12 protein-coding genes are annotated in these 13,033 nt (G+C 73.9%); 6 read left to right on the top strand and 6 right to left on the bottom strand.

Annotation, left to right across the window (positions count from 1 at the left end; translation table 11 throughout):
• Positions 1-35: 35 nt before the first annotated feature.
• Positions 36-599, bottom strand: a complete 564-nt coding sequence (locus ACERM0_RS03985) for an OsmC family protein (RefSeq protein ID WP_373677217.1) — start codon at positions 597-599, stop codon at positions 36-38.
• Positions 600-769: 170 nt separating this feature from the next.
• Here ACERM0_RS03985 and ACERM0_RS03980 point away from each other — a divergent pair, with 170 nt between their 5' ends.
• Entirely contained in the window at positions 770-1,582 is an 813-nt protein-coding gene (locus tag ACERM0_RS03980; RefSeq protein WP_373677216.1) for a methyltransferase domain-containing protein, read from the top strand.
• 21 nt (positions 1,583-1,603) lie between these two features.
• On the opposite strand, the gene ACERM0_RS03975 is transcribed toward ACERM0_RS03980, so the two are convergent.
• Both ACERM0_RS03975 and ACERM0_RS03970 read right to left on the bottom strand, forming a co-directional pair.
• A complete protein-coding gene (locus ACERM0_RS03975; RefSeq protein ID WP_373677215.1) occupies positions 1,604-2,401 on the bottom strand; it encodes a fructosamine kinase family protein in 798 nt (265 codons plus the stop codon).
• Positions 2,402-2,462: 61 nt separating this feature from the next.
• A complete protein-coding gene (locus ACERM0_RS03970; RefSeq protein ID WP_373677214.1) occupies positions 2,463-2,735 on the bottom strand; it encodes a Smr/MutS family protein in 273 nt (90 codons plus the stop codon).
• Between the two features lie 165 nt (positions 2,736-2,900).
• Between ACERM0_RS03970 and ACERM0_RS03965 the strand changes: the two genes are divergently transcribed.
• The 4 genes from ACERM0_RS03965 to ACERM0_RS03950 all read left to right on the top strand — a co-directional run bounded on the left by ACERM0_RS03965 (position 2,901) and on the right by ACERM0_RS03950 (position 7,586).
• Positions 2,901-3,836 (top strand): oxidoreductase, encoded by a 936-nt coding sequence (locus ACERM0_RS03965; protein WP_373677213.1) that lies wholly within the window; start codon positions 2,901-2,903, stop codon positions 3,834-3,836.
• A 101-nt stretch (positions 3,837-3,937) separates the two neighbouring features.
• On the top strand, positions 3,938-6,133 hold the full coding sequence (locus tag ACERM0_RS03960) for a hypothetical protein (protein ID WP_373677212.1): 2,196 nt from the start codon (positions 3,938-3,940) through the stop codon (positions 6,131-6,133).
• Positions 6,130-7,239, top strand: a complete 1,110-nt coding sequence (locus ACERM0_RS03955) for a D-alanine--D-alanine ligase (RefSeq protein WP_373677211.1) — start codon at positions 6,130-6,132, stop codon at positions 7,237-7,239. Before ACERM0_RS03960 ends, ACERM0_RS03955 begins: the two co-directional genes overlap by 4 nt.
• Positions 7,240-7,271: 32 nt before the next feature.
• Complete coding sequence (locus ACERM0_RS03950; RefSeq protein WP_373677210.1) at positions 7,272-7,586, top strand: hypothetical protein; 315 nt, start codon at positions 7,272-7,274, stop codon at positions 7,584-7,586.
• Positions 7,587-7,655: 69 nt separating this feature from the next.
• On the opposite strand, the gene valS is transcribed toward ACERM0_RS03950, so the two are convergent.
• Positions 7,656-10,241: a valine--tRNA ligase gene (valS, locus tag ACERM0_RS03945; RefSeq protein ID WP_373677209.1), complete on the bottom strand. Its 2,586-nt coding sequence runs from the start codon at positions 10,239-10,241 to the stop codon at positions 7,656-7,658.
• A gap of 282 nt (positions 10,242-10,523) precedes the next feature.
• Between valS and ACERM0_RS03940 the strand changes: the two genes are divergently transcribed.
• Positions 10,524-11,738, top strand: a complete 1,215-nt coding sequence (locus ACERM0_RS03940) for an O-succinylhomoserine sulfhydrylase (protein WP_373677208.1) — start codon at positions 10,524-10,526, stop codon at positions 11,736-11,738.
• 27 nt (positions 11,739-11,765) lie between these two features.
• Here ACERM0_RS03940 and ACERM0_RS03935 read toward each other — a convergent pair whose 3' ends face one another.
• Positions 11,766-12,512, bottom strand: coding sequence for a DNA alkylation repair protein (locus ACERM0_RS03935; RefSeq protein ID WP_373677207.1), 747 nt, complete (start codon positions 12,510-12,512; stop codon positions 11,766-11,768).
• 54 nt (positions 12,513-12,566) lie between these two features.
• On the bottom strand, positions 12,567-13,016 hold the full coding sequence (locus tag ACERM0_RS03930; protein WP_373677206.1) for an NUDIX domain-containing protein: 450 nt from the start codon (positions 13,014-13,016) through the stop codon (positions 12,567-12,569).
• Positions 13,017-13,033: the final 17 nt, after the last annotated feature.

Below are 13,033 nucleotides of genomic sequence, written 5' to 3'. Positions count from 1 at the left end.
CACCCTGGCGCCCGCCGGGCGGCGTGTCCAGCGATTCAGACGATCTCCAGGTGGGTCTCCACGGGCGTCGGGTGGGCCAGAACGTCGCGCACGGGCGAGGTCTGCTGCACGTAGTCACACAGGTCGCGCAGCTGCTCGTCCGTCGCGTTGGAGCTCGAGACGCGACCGGTGACACGGATCCGCGTGAACCCGGGCCGCGCACCCTCGAGGCCGAGGAACGCGCGGACGTCGAAGTCGCCCTCCACCTCGTACTCCATCCGGTCGATGTCGATCCCACGCGCGGCGGCGTTGGCGACGTAGCCGACGGCGTAGCAGAAGGCCAGCGCCTGCAGGACGAGTTCGACGGCGTTGGGTCCCTCGTTGCTGCCGAGCAGCACCGGTGGCTCGTCCCCGTGGAGCACGAAGGGCACCTGGCGGGTGTCGTCGGTGGCGCCGGCGTGCGTGAAGGCACCGATCGTGCCGACATTGTGCGTGCCGCCCTCCCAGCGGCTGTTCGCCCGGAACGTGAACGCGGCGAGCCCCTCGTCGCCGCGAATGGCCTCGATGGTCTCCACGAGTTGCCCGACGTCGATGCCGTTGCGTGCCGTGACGGTGGTCATGGTGGTCCCTCCCTCGGTGGTGCTGCCGGTGGCAGCCCGGGGTCGTCCCCCCGGTGTCGGAGAGGACGTTCGGCGCCGTGCACCGATTGCATCCGCCACGTCGTGCAATTCGCCGGCACCGCTCGACGTCCTACGGGATGTGGGACCCGTGACGAGCCGAGGAGGCGGACATGACCGTTGGTGATCTGCGACGAACCGACGTGCACCAGCACGAGCGACCCGAAGTCGACCCCGAGGCGCTGCGTGCGTCGGTCCGGAGCAAGTACCGGACGGTGGCGACCGACCCGGATGGTGCGTTCCACTTCCACACGGGCCGGCCTCTGGCGGCGCGGCTCGGCTACGACGCAACCCTGGTGGACCGGTTGCCGGACCGTGCTGTGGAATCCTTCGCCGGGGTCGCGAACCCGTTCTGCCTGCGTCCGCTCGGGCAGGACGACCACGTCGTCGACGTGGGTTCCGGTGGGGGCTTCGACGCGTTCGTCGCGGCTCACCTCGTTGGCCCGGGCGGCGCGGTCGTCGGCGTCGACATGACCCCGGAGATGCTCAGGAAGTCCCGTGACACGGCGCGTCTTCTCGGTCACGACCACGTCGAGTTCCGCGAGGGGATCATCGAGGACCTGCCCGTCGAGCACGGGTGGGCCGACGTCGTGATCTCCAACGGCGTCATCAACCTCGTCGCCGACAAGCGGCGCGCGTTCGCCGAGATCCACCGCGTGCTGCGACCGGGAGGACGGTTGCAGTTCGCGGACATCGCGCTGGGGCGCGCCGTGCCTGCCGAGGCGGCCTGCAACATCGACCTTTGGACCGACTGCATCGCCGGCGGGCAGACCGTGGACGGCTGGGTCGCGCTGCTGCACGCGGCCGGGTTCGTCGACGTCGAGGTCGGTGATCCCGTGGACACGTTCGCCGACGCACCCGGCGAGGCCAACGCCCGCAGCTACGACGTCCACGGCTATCCGTTCTTCGCCCGCCGGCCGGTCTGACCGCCAGGCCGCCGCGCCGGGTCAGGGCAGGCCGGCGGCGTCGAGCGCCCGAACGACGCTCGGGACGAAGCCGTGGCCGAACAGACGCACGTGGACGAGCAGCGGCGGAAGTTGCAGGGCCGGACGTCGCCGGCGCCAGCCGTCCGGGAGCGGCGCCACCGCCTCGTAGCCGCTCCAGAAGGCCGGCGGCGGCGCGCCGAACAGGGTCAGCATGGCGAGGTCGGTCTCCCGGTCGGCGTGGTGCACGGCCGGGTCGACCAGCCAACGACCGTCGACGACGTTGCCGGTCCAGAGATCGCCGTGGACGAGGCTCGGGGCGGGGGCGTGCGCGTCGAGCAGGTCCGGCAGCGGACCGTCGCAGGCGGCGGCCAGTCGCCGGGCGACCTCGTGCGGAAGGTCGTCGAGGTACGGACGGATTCGGCGTTCCACCACGAACGCGCCGGACGAGTCCCGCCAGCCGTTTCGCTGGGGGAGGGGGCCGATCACGTTGTCGCGGTACCAGCCGAAACCCTCGCCGTGGTGGCCGTGCACGTGGGCCAGCGCCGCGCCCAGCCGCTCCCAGTCCGCCGGCCCGGCGACGTGCTCCATGACCAGGACGTGCTGCGCGACACCCAGCACCGCTGGCACCGGGCCGCCGGCCTCGGCCAGGACCCGCAGCCCTTCGGCCTCCAGGCCCGCGTCGTAGGGCGTGGCCTTGACCACGACGTGGTGGCCGTCGGCGAGTTGGGCGCGCCAGGCCCGGGCCGTGTCCCCGCCACCGAGCGGCGTGGCGTGACGGATCGCGGGAAGGTCGTCGGGCAGTTGCGGTGGCGCGTTCACGTGGTGGCTCCGGCAGGCTGGTGCGTTGGCGTGGGGGCGGGGAGGCCCGCCTGCGCGCGGCTCACTGGCCGCGTGACCAGCGAAAGTGCACGTACAGGTGGCCGGAGTTGCCCGGGTCCTTGTCGACGCGGTGGTAGCGCCGGCGGACGTGCTTCTGGTCCAGGAAGCGCAGCACCCGCTTCTTCAGCGCGCCCGAACCCTTGCCGCAGATGATCTCGAGCTGCTTGGCCTTGCGCGCCTCGGCCTCGTCCATCGCCTGCGCCAAGGCGGCGTCGATCTCCCGGCCCCGGTCGAAGATCGGATGCAGGTCGAGGGTCAGCTTGCGCGAGGACATCGGAACCCCAGCTCGCTGGCGGCGTCGGCGTTCGCCAGCGTAGGCACCACCCGGACCTGGTCGACGGGGCCCGACGCGGGCGGCACGTCCGGACGACCGGCCCCTCCGAATGCCAGTGGGTGCCGGCCGTGCTCGGCTGCCGGCCGACGACGGCGAGGAGTGCCGGTGCGCTGGGACGAACACGACGTGCCACGGCAGGACGGGCGCACGTTCGTGGTGACGGGGGCGTCCGCTGGCCTCGGCCTGGAGAACGCCCGGGCGCTGGCGGCGGCCGGTGCCACGGTCGTCATGGCCACGCGCGACGAGGCCAAGACCGTCGCCGCGGCGGAGCGGATCCGGCGGGCGGTCCCGAGTGCCCGCCTCGACCACGTGCCGCTCGACCTCGCGGAGCTGGCCAGTGTCCGGGCCGCAGCGACGATGGTGCGTGACCGGTACCCGGTCCTGGACGTCGTGATCGCCAACGCCGGGCTGATGGCGACACCGTTGCGGCGCACGGTCGACGGCTTCGAGCTGCAGCTCGCCGTCAACCATCTCGGCCACGCCGCGCTGATCGCCCAGCTGCTGCCGTCGATGGAGGCCGCGGTCGATCCCCGCGTCGTCGTCGTGTCGTCGGAGATGCACCGCATCGGCCGGATCGACCTCGACGACCCGCACTTCGAACGTCGCCGCTACCAGCGGTGGCTGGCCTACGGGCAGACCAAACTCGCGAACCTGCTGTACGTGCGCGAGCTGCAGCGCCGGCTCGATGCGACGGACCGTGACGTCGTGGTCGCCGCCGCCCATCCCGGCTACGCCCGCACGGAGTTGCAGACGAAGGGGCCGGCGCTGCAGGGGGGCCTGTCCGGCCTGGTCAACCGCACCTTCAGTGCCACGGCGAACACGCTGTTCGCCCAGCCGGCGCGCACGGGCGCACTCCCGCAGCTGTACGCGGCAACCGCACCGGACGTGCCCCGCGGCAGCTACTGGGGACCCAGCTCCGGCGTGCGGGGTGCGCCCGCACCGGCGAGCCCGAGTCGGGCGGCCCAGGACGGCGAGGTGGCGGGGGCGTTGTTCGAGCTCACGGAGCGCCTGACCGGGGTGTTGCATCCCGCCAGCCGGTGACGTGCGTCCGTCGCAACGCGGTGCCGGCCGGCGACCTTTCGAGCACTCTGCGCCATCGAGCCTCCCGCGGACGGGCCGCTCGATAGCGTTTCCTGCGACGGGTGGCGACGTCGGTCCAGCGGGGGGTGGATGCGCGCGCGTTCTGGTGGGAGGTGGCCGAGGGGATCGGCACCGGCGGCGGCCGTGGTGCGCCGGTGAGCCGGCCGTTCGAGGCGCTGGGGGCCTGCCCAGACCTCGGCCCCCTGCTTCGCGGTCGCGTCCTCCGGGCGCACGCCGGCCAGAGCGAGCCGTGTCTCGTCGACGGTGACGACGTGCTCCTGCGGCCTGAGCTCGCGCGCGAACCGGCGCTGGCCGCGCTGGTCGTCCGTGAGGCGCTCGAACGGTCGTGGCTCGAATCCTCGGCCGGGGTCACCGATGGTGTCTGTGAACTGGCCGGTCGCATCCTCGCCCACGCCGCGGCCGTCGTGTACACCGACCTCGTCCGGGGGCACGCCGACGCGCCGCTGCCGGCGACCTCCGCCGCCGCCCGCCGGTCACTGCACGCCCTCGCGGATGCCGTGCCCGGGATCGGTCCCGACGACGCCCGCGCGGTCGCGGCCGACGTCCTGCACGCGCTCCGGGACCGGGAGGACGGCGCCTCTCGGATCGCCGGCCTGGACGCCGCCACCCTCGACGCGGCGGCACGTCGTGCCTCGGACGTGCTGCCCGTGGCGCTGCCCACGGCCGTGCTGTTGGGCTCCGGCGGGGACGACCGGGTGGTCGTCGACTGGACGAGCGTCGAGAACCGCTACGGGGTCTCGCCGCTGCCACGGCCGGAGGTGGTCTCGTTCTCCTCGTGCACGGCATCGTCGTCGTCCATGGCCGGTTTCGCCGCCGCCGACGCTCGTCGGCGGCGATTGGTCGCGCGGGCGCTGTGCCATGGTCTCGAGACCACGCTCGACCGGGAGTGGACGGCCCTCCGCGACGCCCTGGCACGAACGCTGGCCGGCCGCGGCCGACCCCGAGGGACGACGGTGGTCCCGACGCCGTCCGGGACCGACGCAGAGACGCTGGCGTTGACCGTCGCGGCCAGCGCCGGCCGGGCGACGACGACCGTCCTCGTCGCACCGCTCGAGCTGGGCAGCGGCACGGAACTGGCCGCGACCGGCCGCGCCTTCACCGATCGGACCCCGCAGGGCGGCCGGCTGTGCACCGGCAAGCTGCTGCCGGGCATGCCGGCCGACGTCCGCAGCGTGGCGGTCGAGGTGCGTGACGAGGACGGGCGGCTGCGCGACGCCGACGCGATCGAGGCGGAGATCGCCACGCATCTGGCGGCCATCGTCGCCGACGGTCGGCAGGCGGTCCTCCACGTGGTCGAAGGCAGCAAGACCGGCGTCCGCCTGCCCAGGCCAGCGGCGCTCCGGAGCTGGGAAGCCGCGCACGGCGACCGGCTCGACGTCGTCATCGACGCGGCGCAGCTGCGGGTCGGTGCGGCCACGGTCGGCACGCATCTCGCGGCCGGTCGCCAGGTCGTCGTGACGGGCTCGAAGTTCCTGGCCGGTCCGCCGTTCTCCGGCGCGCTGCTGATCCCGCCGTCGCTGATCGACCGGGTGCGGGCCCGGCCCTGGCCGGAGGGCGTCGGTGTCTATCTCGACCGCGGCGCCGTCCCGCCGGCGCTGCGTGCGCTTCGTCGGGTCGCGTCGCCGGCACCCAACCCCGGGCTGCTGCTGCGCTGGTCGGCCGCGCTGGCGCAGGCCGACGTCTACCTTCGACTCCCGGTCGACCTGCGTCGGCGCGTCCTGGCACACCTGACCGACGCCGCGTGCGCCGCCCTCGACCGCAGCCCTGTTGCCGAGCCGCTCGACACCCCGCCCGCGGTCGCGGCCAGCGTGCCGTCCGGCGCCGGCGCGGGAGCGGCGCGGCCGGTGCCGTTGGAGGAGGCACCGAGCATCTTCACCTTCCGCGTCTTGGCCGACGGGGAGCCACTGGAGCTCACGGCGCTGCGGACCGTCGACCGGCTGCTGCGGACGGACCTCGCCGCACAGGCCCCGCCAGGCGTCGCAGCCGCCGCGCGTGCCACCCTGGGCCGACGCTTCGAGTTCGGCCAACCCGTCGCGCTCGGCCCGCGAGGGCACGGCGGCGCGGCCCTGCGGTTGGCGATCGGCGCCCCGACCGTGTGTCGCGTGGTGCGCGACCGGTTGCGCGGCCCCGACCTGGCGAGCCGCCTGCGGGCCGAGGTGGCAGACCTGCGGGCCGGGCTCGACAAACTCCGCCTTCTTCTCGAACACGGAGTCGACCAGTGGACGGAGCGCCGATGAGCACGCCCGGGGTGGCCCCGGCTTCGAGTGCGAGCCGGCTGCGCGTGGCGGTGCTGATGGGTGGTGCCAACAGCGAGCGGCACGTCTCGCTGGCATGTGGCGTCGCCGTCGTACGCGCCCTGCGAGCGCGTGGGCACCGGGTGGCCGGAGTCGACTCCGCCGCGGTGCCCGACGGGTGGGACGGGCGTGTCGACGGGGCCTTCCACAGCGACCCCGATGGCCCCGATCTCGCCACCCCGCCGGTCGGCGACGGACACGGCGCACCGCCCGATCCGGAGATGCTGGCGGTCCTGCGTGCCAGGCAGGACGGCGGGGTGCTCGCGCCGGAACTGCTCCCGCTCCTGGCCGCCGCCGACGTGGTCTTCCTGACCGTCTACGGCGACGAGGGCGAGGCGGGCGCGACGCAGCGCCTACTGGACGCGCACGGGATCCGCTACACCGGACCGAGCGCCGAGGTGTGCGCGCTGACCTTCGACAAGGAGGCCACCAAGCGCGTGCTGGTCGACCACGGCATCAGCACACCGGCCTGGCACCGGGTCCGCCGCGGCCGGGAGTCGTCCGACCTGGCCGCGCTCGCGCTGTCGCCGCCGTGGATCGTCAAGCCCGTGCGCGGTGGTTCGACCATCGGGCTCTCGTACGTCACGGACGCCGGCGAGCTCCCCGCGGCCGTGGCGCGAGCGGGCGCCGCCGGCGAGGACGCGCTCGTCGAGGAGTACGTCCCAGGCCGGGACCTCACGGTCGGGACGCTGGGCGATCGGGTCCTCGCCGCCGTCGAACTCGTGACCGACCGCGGTCTGTACGACTACGAGGCCAAGTACGCGCCTGGGGCGTCCCGCAAGCAGGCGCCGGCCGACCTGACGCCGCAGCAGACGGCCGAGATCCAGCGGCTGGCCGGTGAGGTCCACCGATGCCTCGGGATCGGTGACACCTCGTCACGGTCCGACTTCCGCCTGGGTCCCGACGGTCGCTTCCAGTTCCTCGAGGTCAACCCGCTGCCCGGGATCACCCCCACCAGCGGCTTCGCGATCTCGGCGCGAGCCGCCGGCCTCGCGCACGCCGAACTGTGCGAGCACCTTTTGCTGCGCGCCCTCGGGAACCGGGTGTAGTCCCCGTCACCGGCCCGACCCGCAGGTCCGACGTGGACAACGGCTTCCTGCTGCTCGGCGCGGCCGGTGCGATCTGGCCCGCCGGCGCCGCCTTCGTGGTCGGCGTGCGCCGGCTACCGGCCGACCGGCGTTGGCGGCCCTTCGCCTGGGCCAGCGTGGCCGCGACCGTCGCCGGGGTCGTGGCCCTGCTGGCCTCGCTGGTGGTGTTCACGGGGGGTGGCACGACCGAGGCGATGGTCGCTCTGGGCGGCGGCGTCCTGGCCGTGGCCTTCCTGCTGGGCGCGGCCGTCAGTGGGGTCGTCGCCGGCATCCTGCGCCACGCTGCACCGCCGCCGACGTCGAGGTAGACGCCTGCCGGCGGCGCCCTCCGGCCCGCCATCGGCCCGTGCAGGACGAACCCGCGACGACGCCGTCGGTCACGTCCGTGCCAGCTCCACCTCGACGGCCAGCCGCTCGCCAGCGCTCACGACGACGTCGGACGCCCGCGCGGCTGCCGCGAGGTCGTCGGCCGCCTCCCGCAGCACGTCCAGCTGGGCGTCGGGTGCGACGATCGCGAGGGTCGTGACCGGTGTCCGCAGCGGCACCGAGGCGTCCGACTTGCGGCGGCGGACGTCCGCGAGCACGTGCCGGACGGCGTCGATGCCGGCCGCGCCCCCGGCCGCACCGGCCACCCGGAGCTCGTCGACCGTCGGCCAGGCCGCGCGGTGGACCGACCCGGGTCGGGACCACGACCAGGCTTCCTCGGCCGCGAACGGCAGGTAGGGCGCCAGCAGCCGCTGGAGCACGGACAGCGACCGCGTCAGCGTCGCGTGCGCCGAGGTGGCGCGCTCCGGGCCCAGGTCGCCGTAGGCCCGGCCCTTGAGCAGCTCCACGACGTCGTCGCAGAAAGTCCAGAACACGTCCTCGATCGTGCGCAGCGCGGCGGCATGCTCGAGTGCGTCCAAGTGCCGGGTGGCGTCGTCGACGTCGGCGGCCAGCTGCGCCAGCCAGGCGCGGTCGAGCGACTCGTCGACGGTGGGGGCCTCGACGAGGCCGCCCGCGCGCGTGACGGCGCTGTGCACGAAGCGGGAGACGTTCAGCAGCTTGGTGGCCAGCCGCCGACCCATCTTCAGCCGGTTGTGGTCCAGACTGGTGTCGTTGCCCAGCCGAGCGCCGGCGGCCCAGTAGCGCACGGCGTCCGCGCCGTAGCGGGCCAGCAGCGCCATCGGCTCGTCCGGCGCGTTGGCCTTCGACTTGGACAGCTTCTTGCGGTCGGGATCGACCACGAAGCCGGAGATGGCGGCGTGCCGCCACGGCAGCACGCCGTGGTGGGCGTGAGCGCGGACCACCGTGGTGAACAGCCACGTGCGGATGATCTCGTGTGCCTGGGGGCGCAGGTCGAACGGGAACACCCGCGCGAACAGGTCGGGATCGTCGGGCCAGCCGCCGGCGATCTGGGGCGACAGGGACGAGGTCGCCCACGTGTCCATCACGTCGGATTCGGCGACGAAGCCACCCGGCGCGCCGCGCTGGTCGGCGCGGTAGCCCGCGGGCAGGTCCGTGGCCGGGTCGACCGGCAACCGGTCGTCGGCGGCCAGGATCGGCTCGTCGTGGCGGACCGTGCCGTCGGCGTCGATCGGGTACCAGATCGGGAAGGGCACCCCGAAGTAGCGCTGCCGCGAGACGTTCCAGTCCGCGTTGAGGCCGTCGACCCAGTTGTCGTAGCGCTGGCGCATCGCGGCCGGGTGCCACCGCAGCTCGCGACCGCGGCGACGCCACACGTCGCGCTCGTCGAGCGTGCGGACGAACCACTGGCGGGTCACCAGGATCTCCAGCGGCCGACGCCCGTTCTCCCAGAACCGAACGGGGTGCGTGGTGGGGCGCGGTTCGCCGCGCAGCTCACGCGTCGCAGCCAGCGCGGTCGCGAGCACCTCGCGGGCCTGCTCCGGTGTGGCGCCGACGAGCCGTGCGTGCAGCTCGTGTGCCCGGTCGGGGTCCTCGCTCGGCCAGCGTTCGCTGCCCCACTCGACGTCGAGGAGGGTGCCGTCCGCGCCCAGGATCGTCCGGGTCGGCAGATCCAGTTCGCGCCACCAGACGACGTCCGTCGCGTCACCGAAGGTGCAGACCATCACCGCCCCCGTGCCCATGGCAGGATCGGCCAGTGGGTGCGCCAGGACGGGCACGGGGACCCGGTAACCGGGCGTGCGCACGGTCGTGCCCAGCCGGCCGGCGAACCGGTCGTCGTCCGGATGCACGACCACGGCCACGCAGGCGGCCAGCAGCTCCGGTCGGGTCGAGTCCACCTCGATGCCCGTGCCGTCACCGGCGTCGAACCACAGCCGATGGAGGGCACCCGGGATCTCGCGCTCCTCGACCTCGGCCTGGGCGACCGCGGTGCCGAACTCCACGTCCCACAGGGTCGGCGCGTCGGCCCGGTAGGCGCGCCCGGCCCGGTACAGCTCGGCGAACCCGTACTGCGAAACGCGGTGGGCACGGTGACCCATGGTGCGGTAGTGCTGGTCCCAGTCGACGGACAGGCCCAGCCGCGTCCACAGCCGCCGGTAGTCCGCCTCGAGCTCCTCGGCGACCTCCTCGCAGATCTCCACGAAGTTGCGGCGCGAGCAGGCGACTGGCGCGTCGGTCGGACCGGGTGCGACGAAATCGGGGTCGTAGGGCAGCGACGGGTCACAGGTGATGCCGCGCAGCAGTTGCACCCGCCGTTCGGTGTTCAGGCCGTTGTCGTCCCACCCCATGGGATAGAAGACCTCGTCGCCGCGCATCCGGCGGTAGCGGGCCACCAGGTCGGTGTGGGTGTAGGAGAAGCAGTGGCCGACGTGCAGCACGCCACTGACCGTCGGCGGCGGGGAGTCGATGGAGAACACCGCTTCCCGCGGGCGCGTGCGGTCGAACGCGTAGATGCCCTGCTGGTCCCAGCGGCGGACCCAGCGTTCCTCCAGACCGTCCAGCGTGGGGTGCGCCGGTGGCGCCGCGGTGGGCGTCGTGATGGCGGACGAGCCGTCCATGGATGCTCCTCGAAACGACGACGGCCCCGGGCGGGTGCCCGGGGCCGAACGCGAAACGCGTGTGTGCGTGTCAGCGCATCAGGGAACCAGGCCTTCGCGAAGACCCGGTACGACGACGTGCTGGTGACGCTGCATGCCAGCCACGGTAGCGGGTGGTCGACGGCGGCGGCAATGGTCTGCCCGCGCCAGCCACCGAAAGCCCTGGCGCGCTGCCGGCTGGCCAAGCCGCGAACGACTCGGCAGGATGGCACGCCAGCCCTCCACCCCCGCCAGGAGAGTTCCGTGTCGGACGAGCAGGCGCCGATCCCGTCGGCCGAGGATCCCTCGGCGACGTGGCGGCCCGACACGCTGGCCGTGCGGGCCGGGACGGAGCGCAGTGCCTTCGGCGAGACCTCCGAGGCGCTGTTCCTGACCTCCGGCTACGTCTACGGGTCGGCTGCCGAGGCCGCTGCGGCCTTCGCGGGCGACGAGGACCGCTACATCTACAGCCGCCTCGGCAACCCGACCGTCACCATGCTGGAAGAACGGCTGCGCCGGCTCGAGGGCGCCGAGGCGGCGTGGGCGACCGCCAGCGGGATGTCCGCGGTGTTCAACGCGCTGGCGGCGACGCTGCGGGCGGGGGACCGGGTCGTCGCCGCCCGCGATCTGTTCGGCTCGTGCTTCCAGGTGCTCGACCAGATCCTGCCGCGCTGGGGGATCCGCACCGACTTCGTCGACGGCGCCGACCTCGCTCAGTGGAAGGACGCCCTGTCGGAGCCGGCCCGGGCGGTGTTCTTCGAGACGCCGTCGAACCCGATGCAGGAACTGGTCGACATCGCCGCGGTCTGCGAGCTGGCCCACGCGGCCGGTGCCCGGGTCGTCGTCGACAACATCTTCGCCACACCGGTGCTGCAGCGGCCGCTGGAGCTGGGCGCCGACGTGGTCGTGTACTCGACCACCAAGCACCTCGACGGACACGGCCGGACGCTGGGCGGCGCGATCCTCGGCTCCGCCGCGTTCGTGCAGGAGGAGCTGCGCCCGCTGATGCGCCACACGGGCCCGACGATGAGCCCGTTCAACGCCTGGGTCGTGCTGAAGAGCCTGGAGACCCTGCGGCTGCGTGTGGAACGGCAGACGGCGACGGCGGCGGCCCTGGCACGGTGGCTCGAGCAGCACCCGGCCATCGAGGGAGTCCGCTACCCGATGCTGGCGTCCCACCCCCAGCACGACCTCGCCCGGGCGCAGATGCGCGCGGGCGGGTCCGTCATCACGTTCTGGGTACCCGGCGGTACGGCACGGGCGTTCGAGGTGATCGACGCGCTGCGGTTGATCGACATCTCCAACAACCTCGGCGACGCCAAGACGCTGGTCACCCACCCGGCCACGACCACCCACCACCGGATCGGGCCGGAGGTCCGGGCGCAGATGGGGGTCACCGACGGCGTGATCCGCGTCTCGATCGGCCTCGAGGACCCTGCCGACCTGCAGGAGGACCTGGACCGGGCACTCGCCCACTGAGGAGGGCGGTGCACGGGGAGCGGTCGGTCACCGGTCGGCGGCCCGCGACAACCGGGCGCGGTCGTCGTCCGGCAGGTGCTTCACGGCCTCGCGCAGGGTGAGCGGCGCGGCGCGCGCGACGCGGGGTTCGAGCCAGTCGACCACCATCGCCGGCCGCCGCCGGCCGGTGTCGCGCAGTACCCAGCCGAGCGCCTTGCGAACGAACCATTCGCGGTCCTCGAGCAGCCGGTCCGCCTTGTCGGCGAAGCGGTCGAAGTCGCCGGCGCCCGCCCGCAGTGCCACGAGGTAGGCCAGCAGGCTGGCGCGGCGCAGCCAGAAGTCCTCGTCACCCGCCCACGCCCGCAGCGTCGGTTCGGCCTCGTCGGGGTGGCGCTCGCGGACCGCGCCGACGACGCTGGCCGCCAGCCCGTCGACCAGCGCCCAGGTCCGCGCTTCCCGCAGCAGCCGTTCCAGCACCGGCAGGTCGGCGGCGGTGAGCAGGTCGCTGCGCAGGTCGAGCAGTTCGACGGCGGCAGCGCGGCGCTCGTGCACGGGCGCGTCCCACAGCGCCACGGCGAGGTCGACCGCGTCGTCATGGGTGAGCTCGGGGAGCCCCGCGACCAGCCGTTTCACCGCCGCACGGGTCGCCGGCACGCTCGCACCGAGGTGGCGAAGCTCGCTCTTCAGATACCGGCGTTCCTTCTCGGCCCGCTCCGGGGTGCCGTGCTCCGCCAGGTCGCGCTCCAACGCGTCCGCCACCGCCCGCGCGTCCATCGCCGTTCCGTACGCCGCCATCGCCGTGGAGTCTGACACCTGCGGGCGTGGGTCGGGAGCCCGGGCGGAAGCCGGTCAGCCCAGCCGGCTGGCGGCGGCGGTCAGCGCGCGACGGACGGCGTCGCGGTCGCGCCGTGTGGCACAGCGACGTGCCAGCCGGTCGGCTGCGTGCTCGAGATCGACCCACGCGACGGTGCGCCAACGCTCCGACGGCACCGGCCGGCCCCGCCGCCGCACCGCCACGACGAAGGCGTCGACGTGCTGGCGGGCGTCGCCGTGCCGCCAGGAGCCCACGTGCGCCTGCACGGCGCCGTGCACGCCCGCCTCCTCACGCGCCTCGCGCAGAGCAGCCGCGGCAGGGTCCTCGTGCGCCTCCACGCGTCCCTTGGGCAGCGTGACGCGTCCGGCCCGCGTGGACACCAGCAGGACCTGCACACGCCCGCGCCTGCGACGGACACACACCGCGGCCGCAGCGCGGCGGACGTCGCTCTTGGAGCGGGGGAGCGTGCGGGTCGCGGTCGGCATGGCGCGGCATGATGCCG

The organism is Egicoccus sp. AB-alg2 (assembly GCF_041821065.1).
Taxonomy (GTDB): domain Bacteria; phylum Actinomycetota; class Nitriliruptoria; order Nitriliruptorales; family Nitriliruptoraceae; genus Egicoccus.
Note: the sequence above shows the minus strand (reverse complement) of the source record. Positions and strands in the feature narration are given on the sequence as shown.

Bases quoted from the DNA above. Each gene is read 5' to 3' on its own strand.
- ACERM0_RS03985 (WP_373677217.1), bottom strand. From the start codon at position 599: ATGACCACCGTCACGGCACGCAACGGCATCGACGTCGGGCAACTCGTG.
- ACERM0_RS03980 (WP_373677216.1), top strand. From the start codon at position 770: ATGACCGTTGGTGATCTGCGACGAACCGACGTGCACCAGCACGAGCGA.
- ACERM0_RS03970 (WP_373677214.1), bottom strand. From the start codon at position 2,735: ATGTCCTCGCGCAAGCTGACCCTCGACCTGCATCCGATCTTCGACCGG.
- ACERM0_RS03955 (WP_373677211.1), top strand. From the start codon at position 6,130: ATGAGCACGCCCGGGGTGGCCCCGGCTTCGAGTGCGAGCCGGCTGCGC.
- valS (WP_373677209.1), bottom strand. From the start codon at position 10,241: ATGGACGGCTCGTCCGCCATCACGACGCCCACCGCGGCGCCACCGGCG.
- ACERM0_RS03935 (WP_373677207.1), bottom strand. From the start codon at position 12,512: ATGGCGGCGTACGGAACGGCGATGGACGCGCGGGCGGTGGCGGACGCG.
- ACERM0_RS03930 (WP_373677206.1), bottom strand. From the start codon at position 13,016: ATGCCGACCGCGACCCGCACGCTCCCCCGCTCCAAGAGCGACGTCCGC.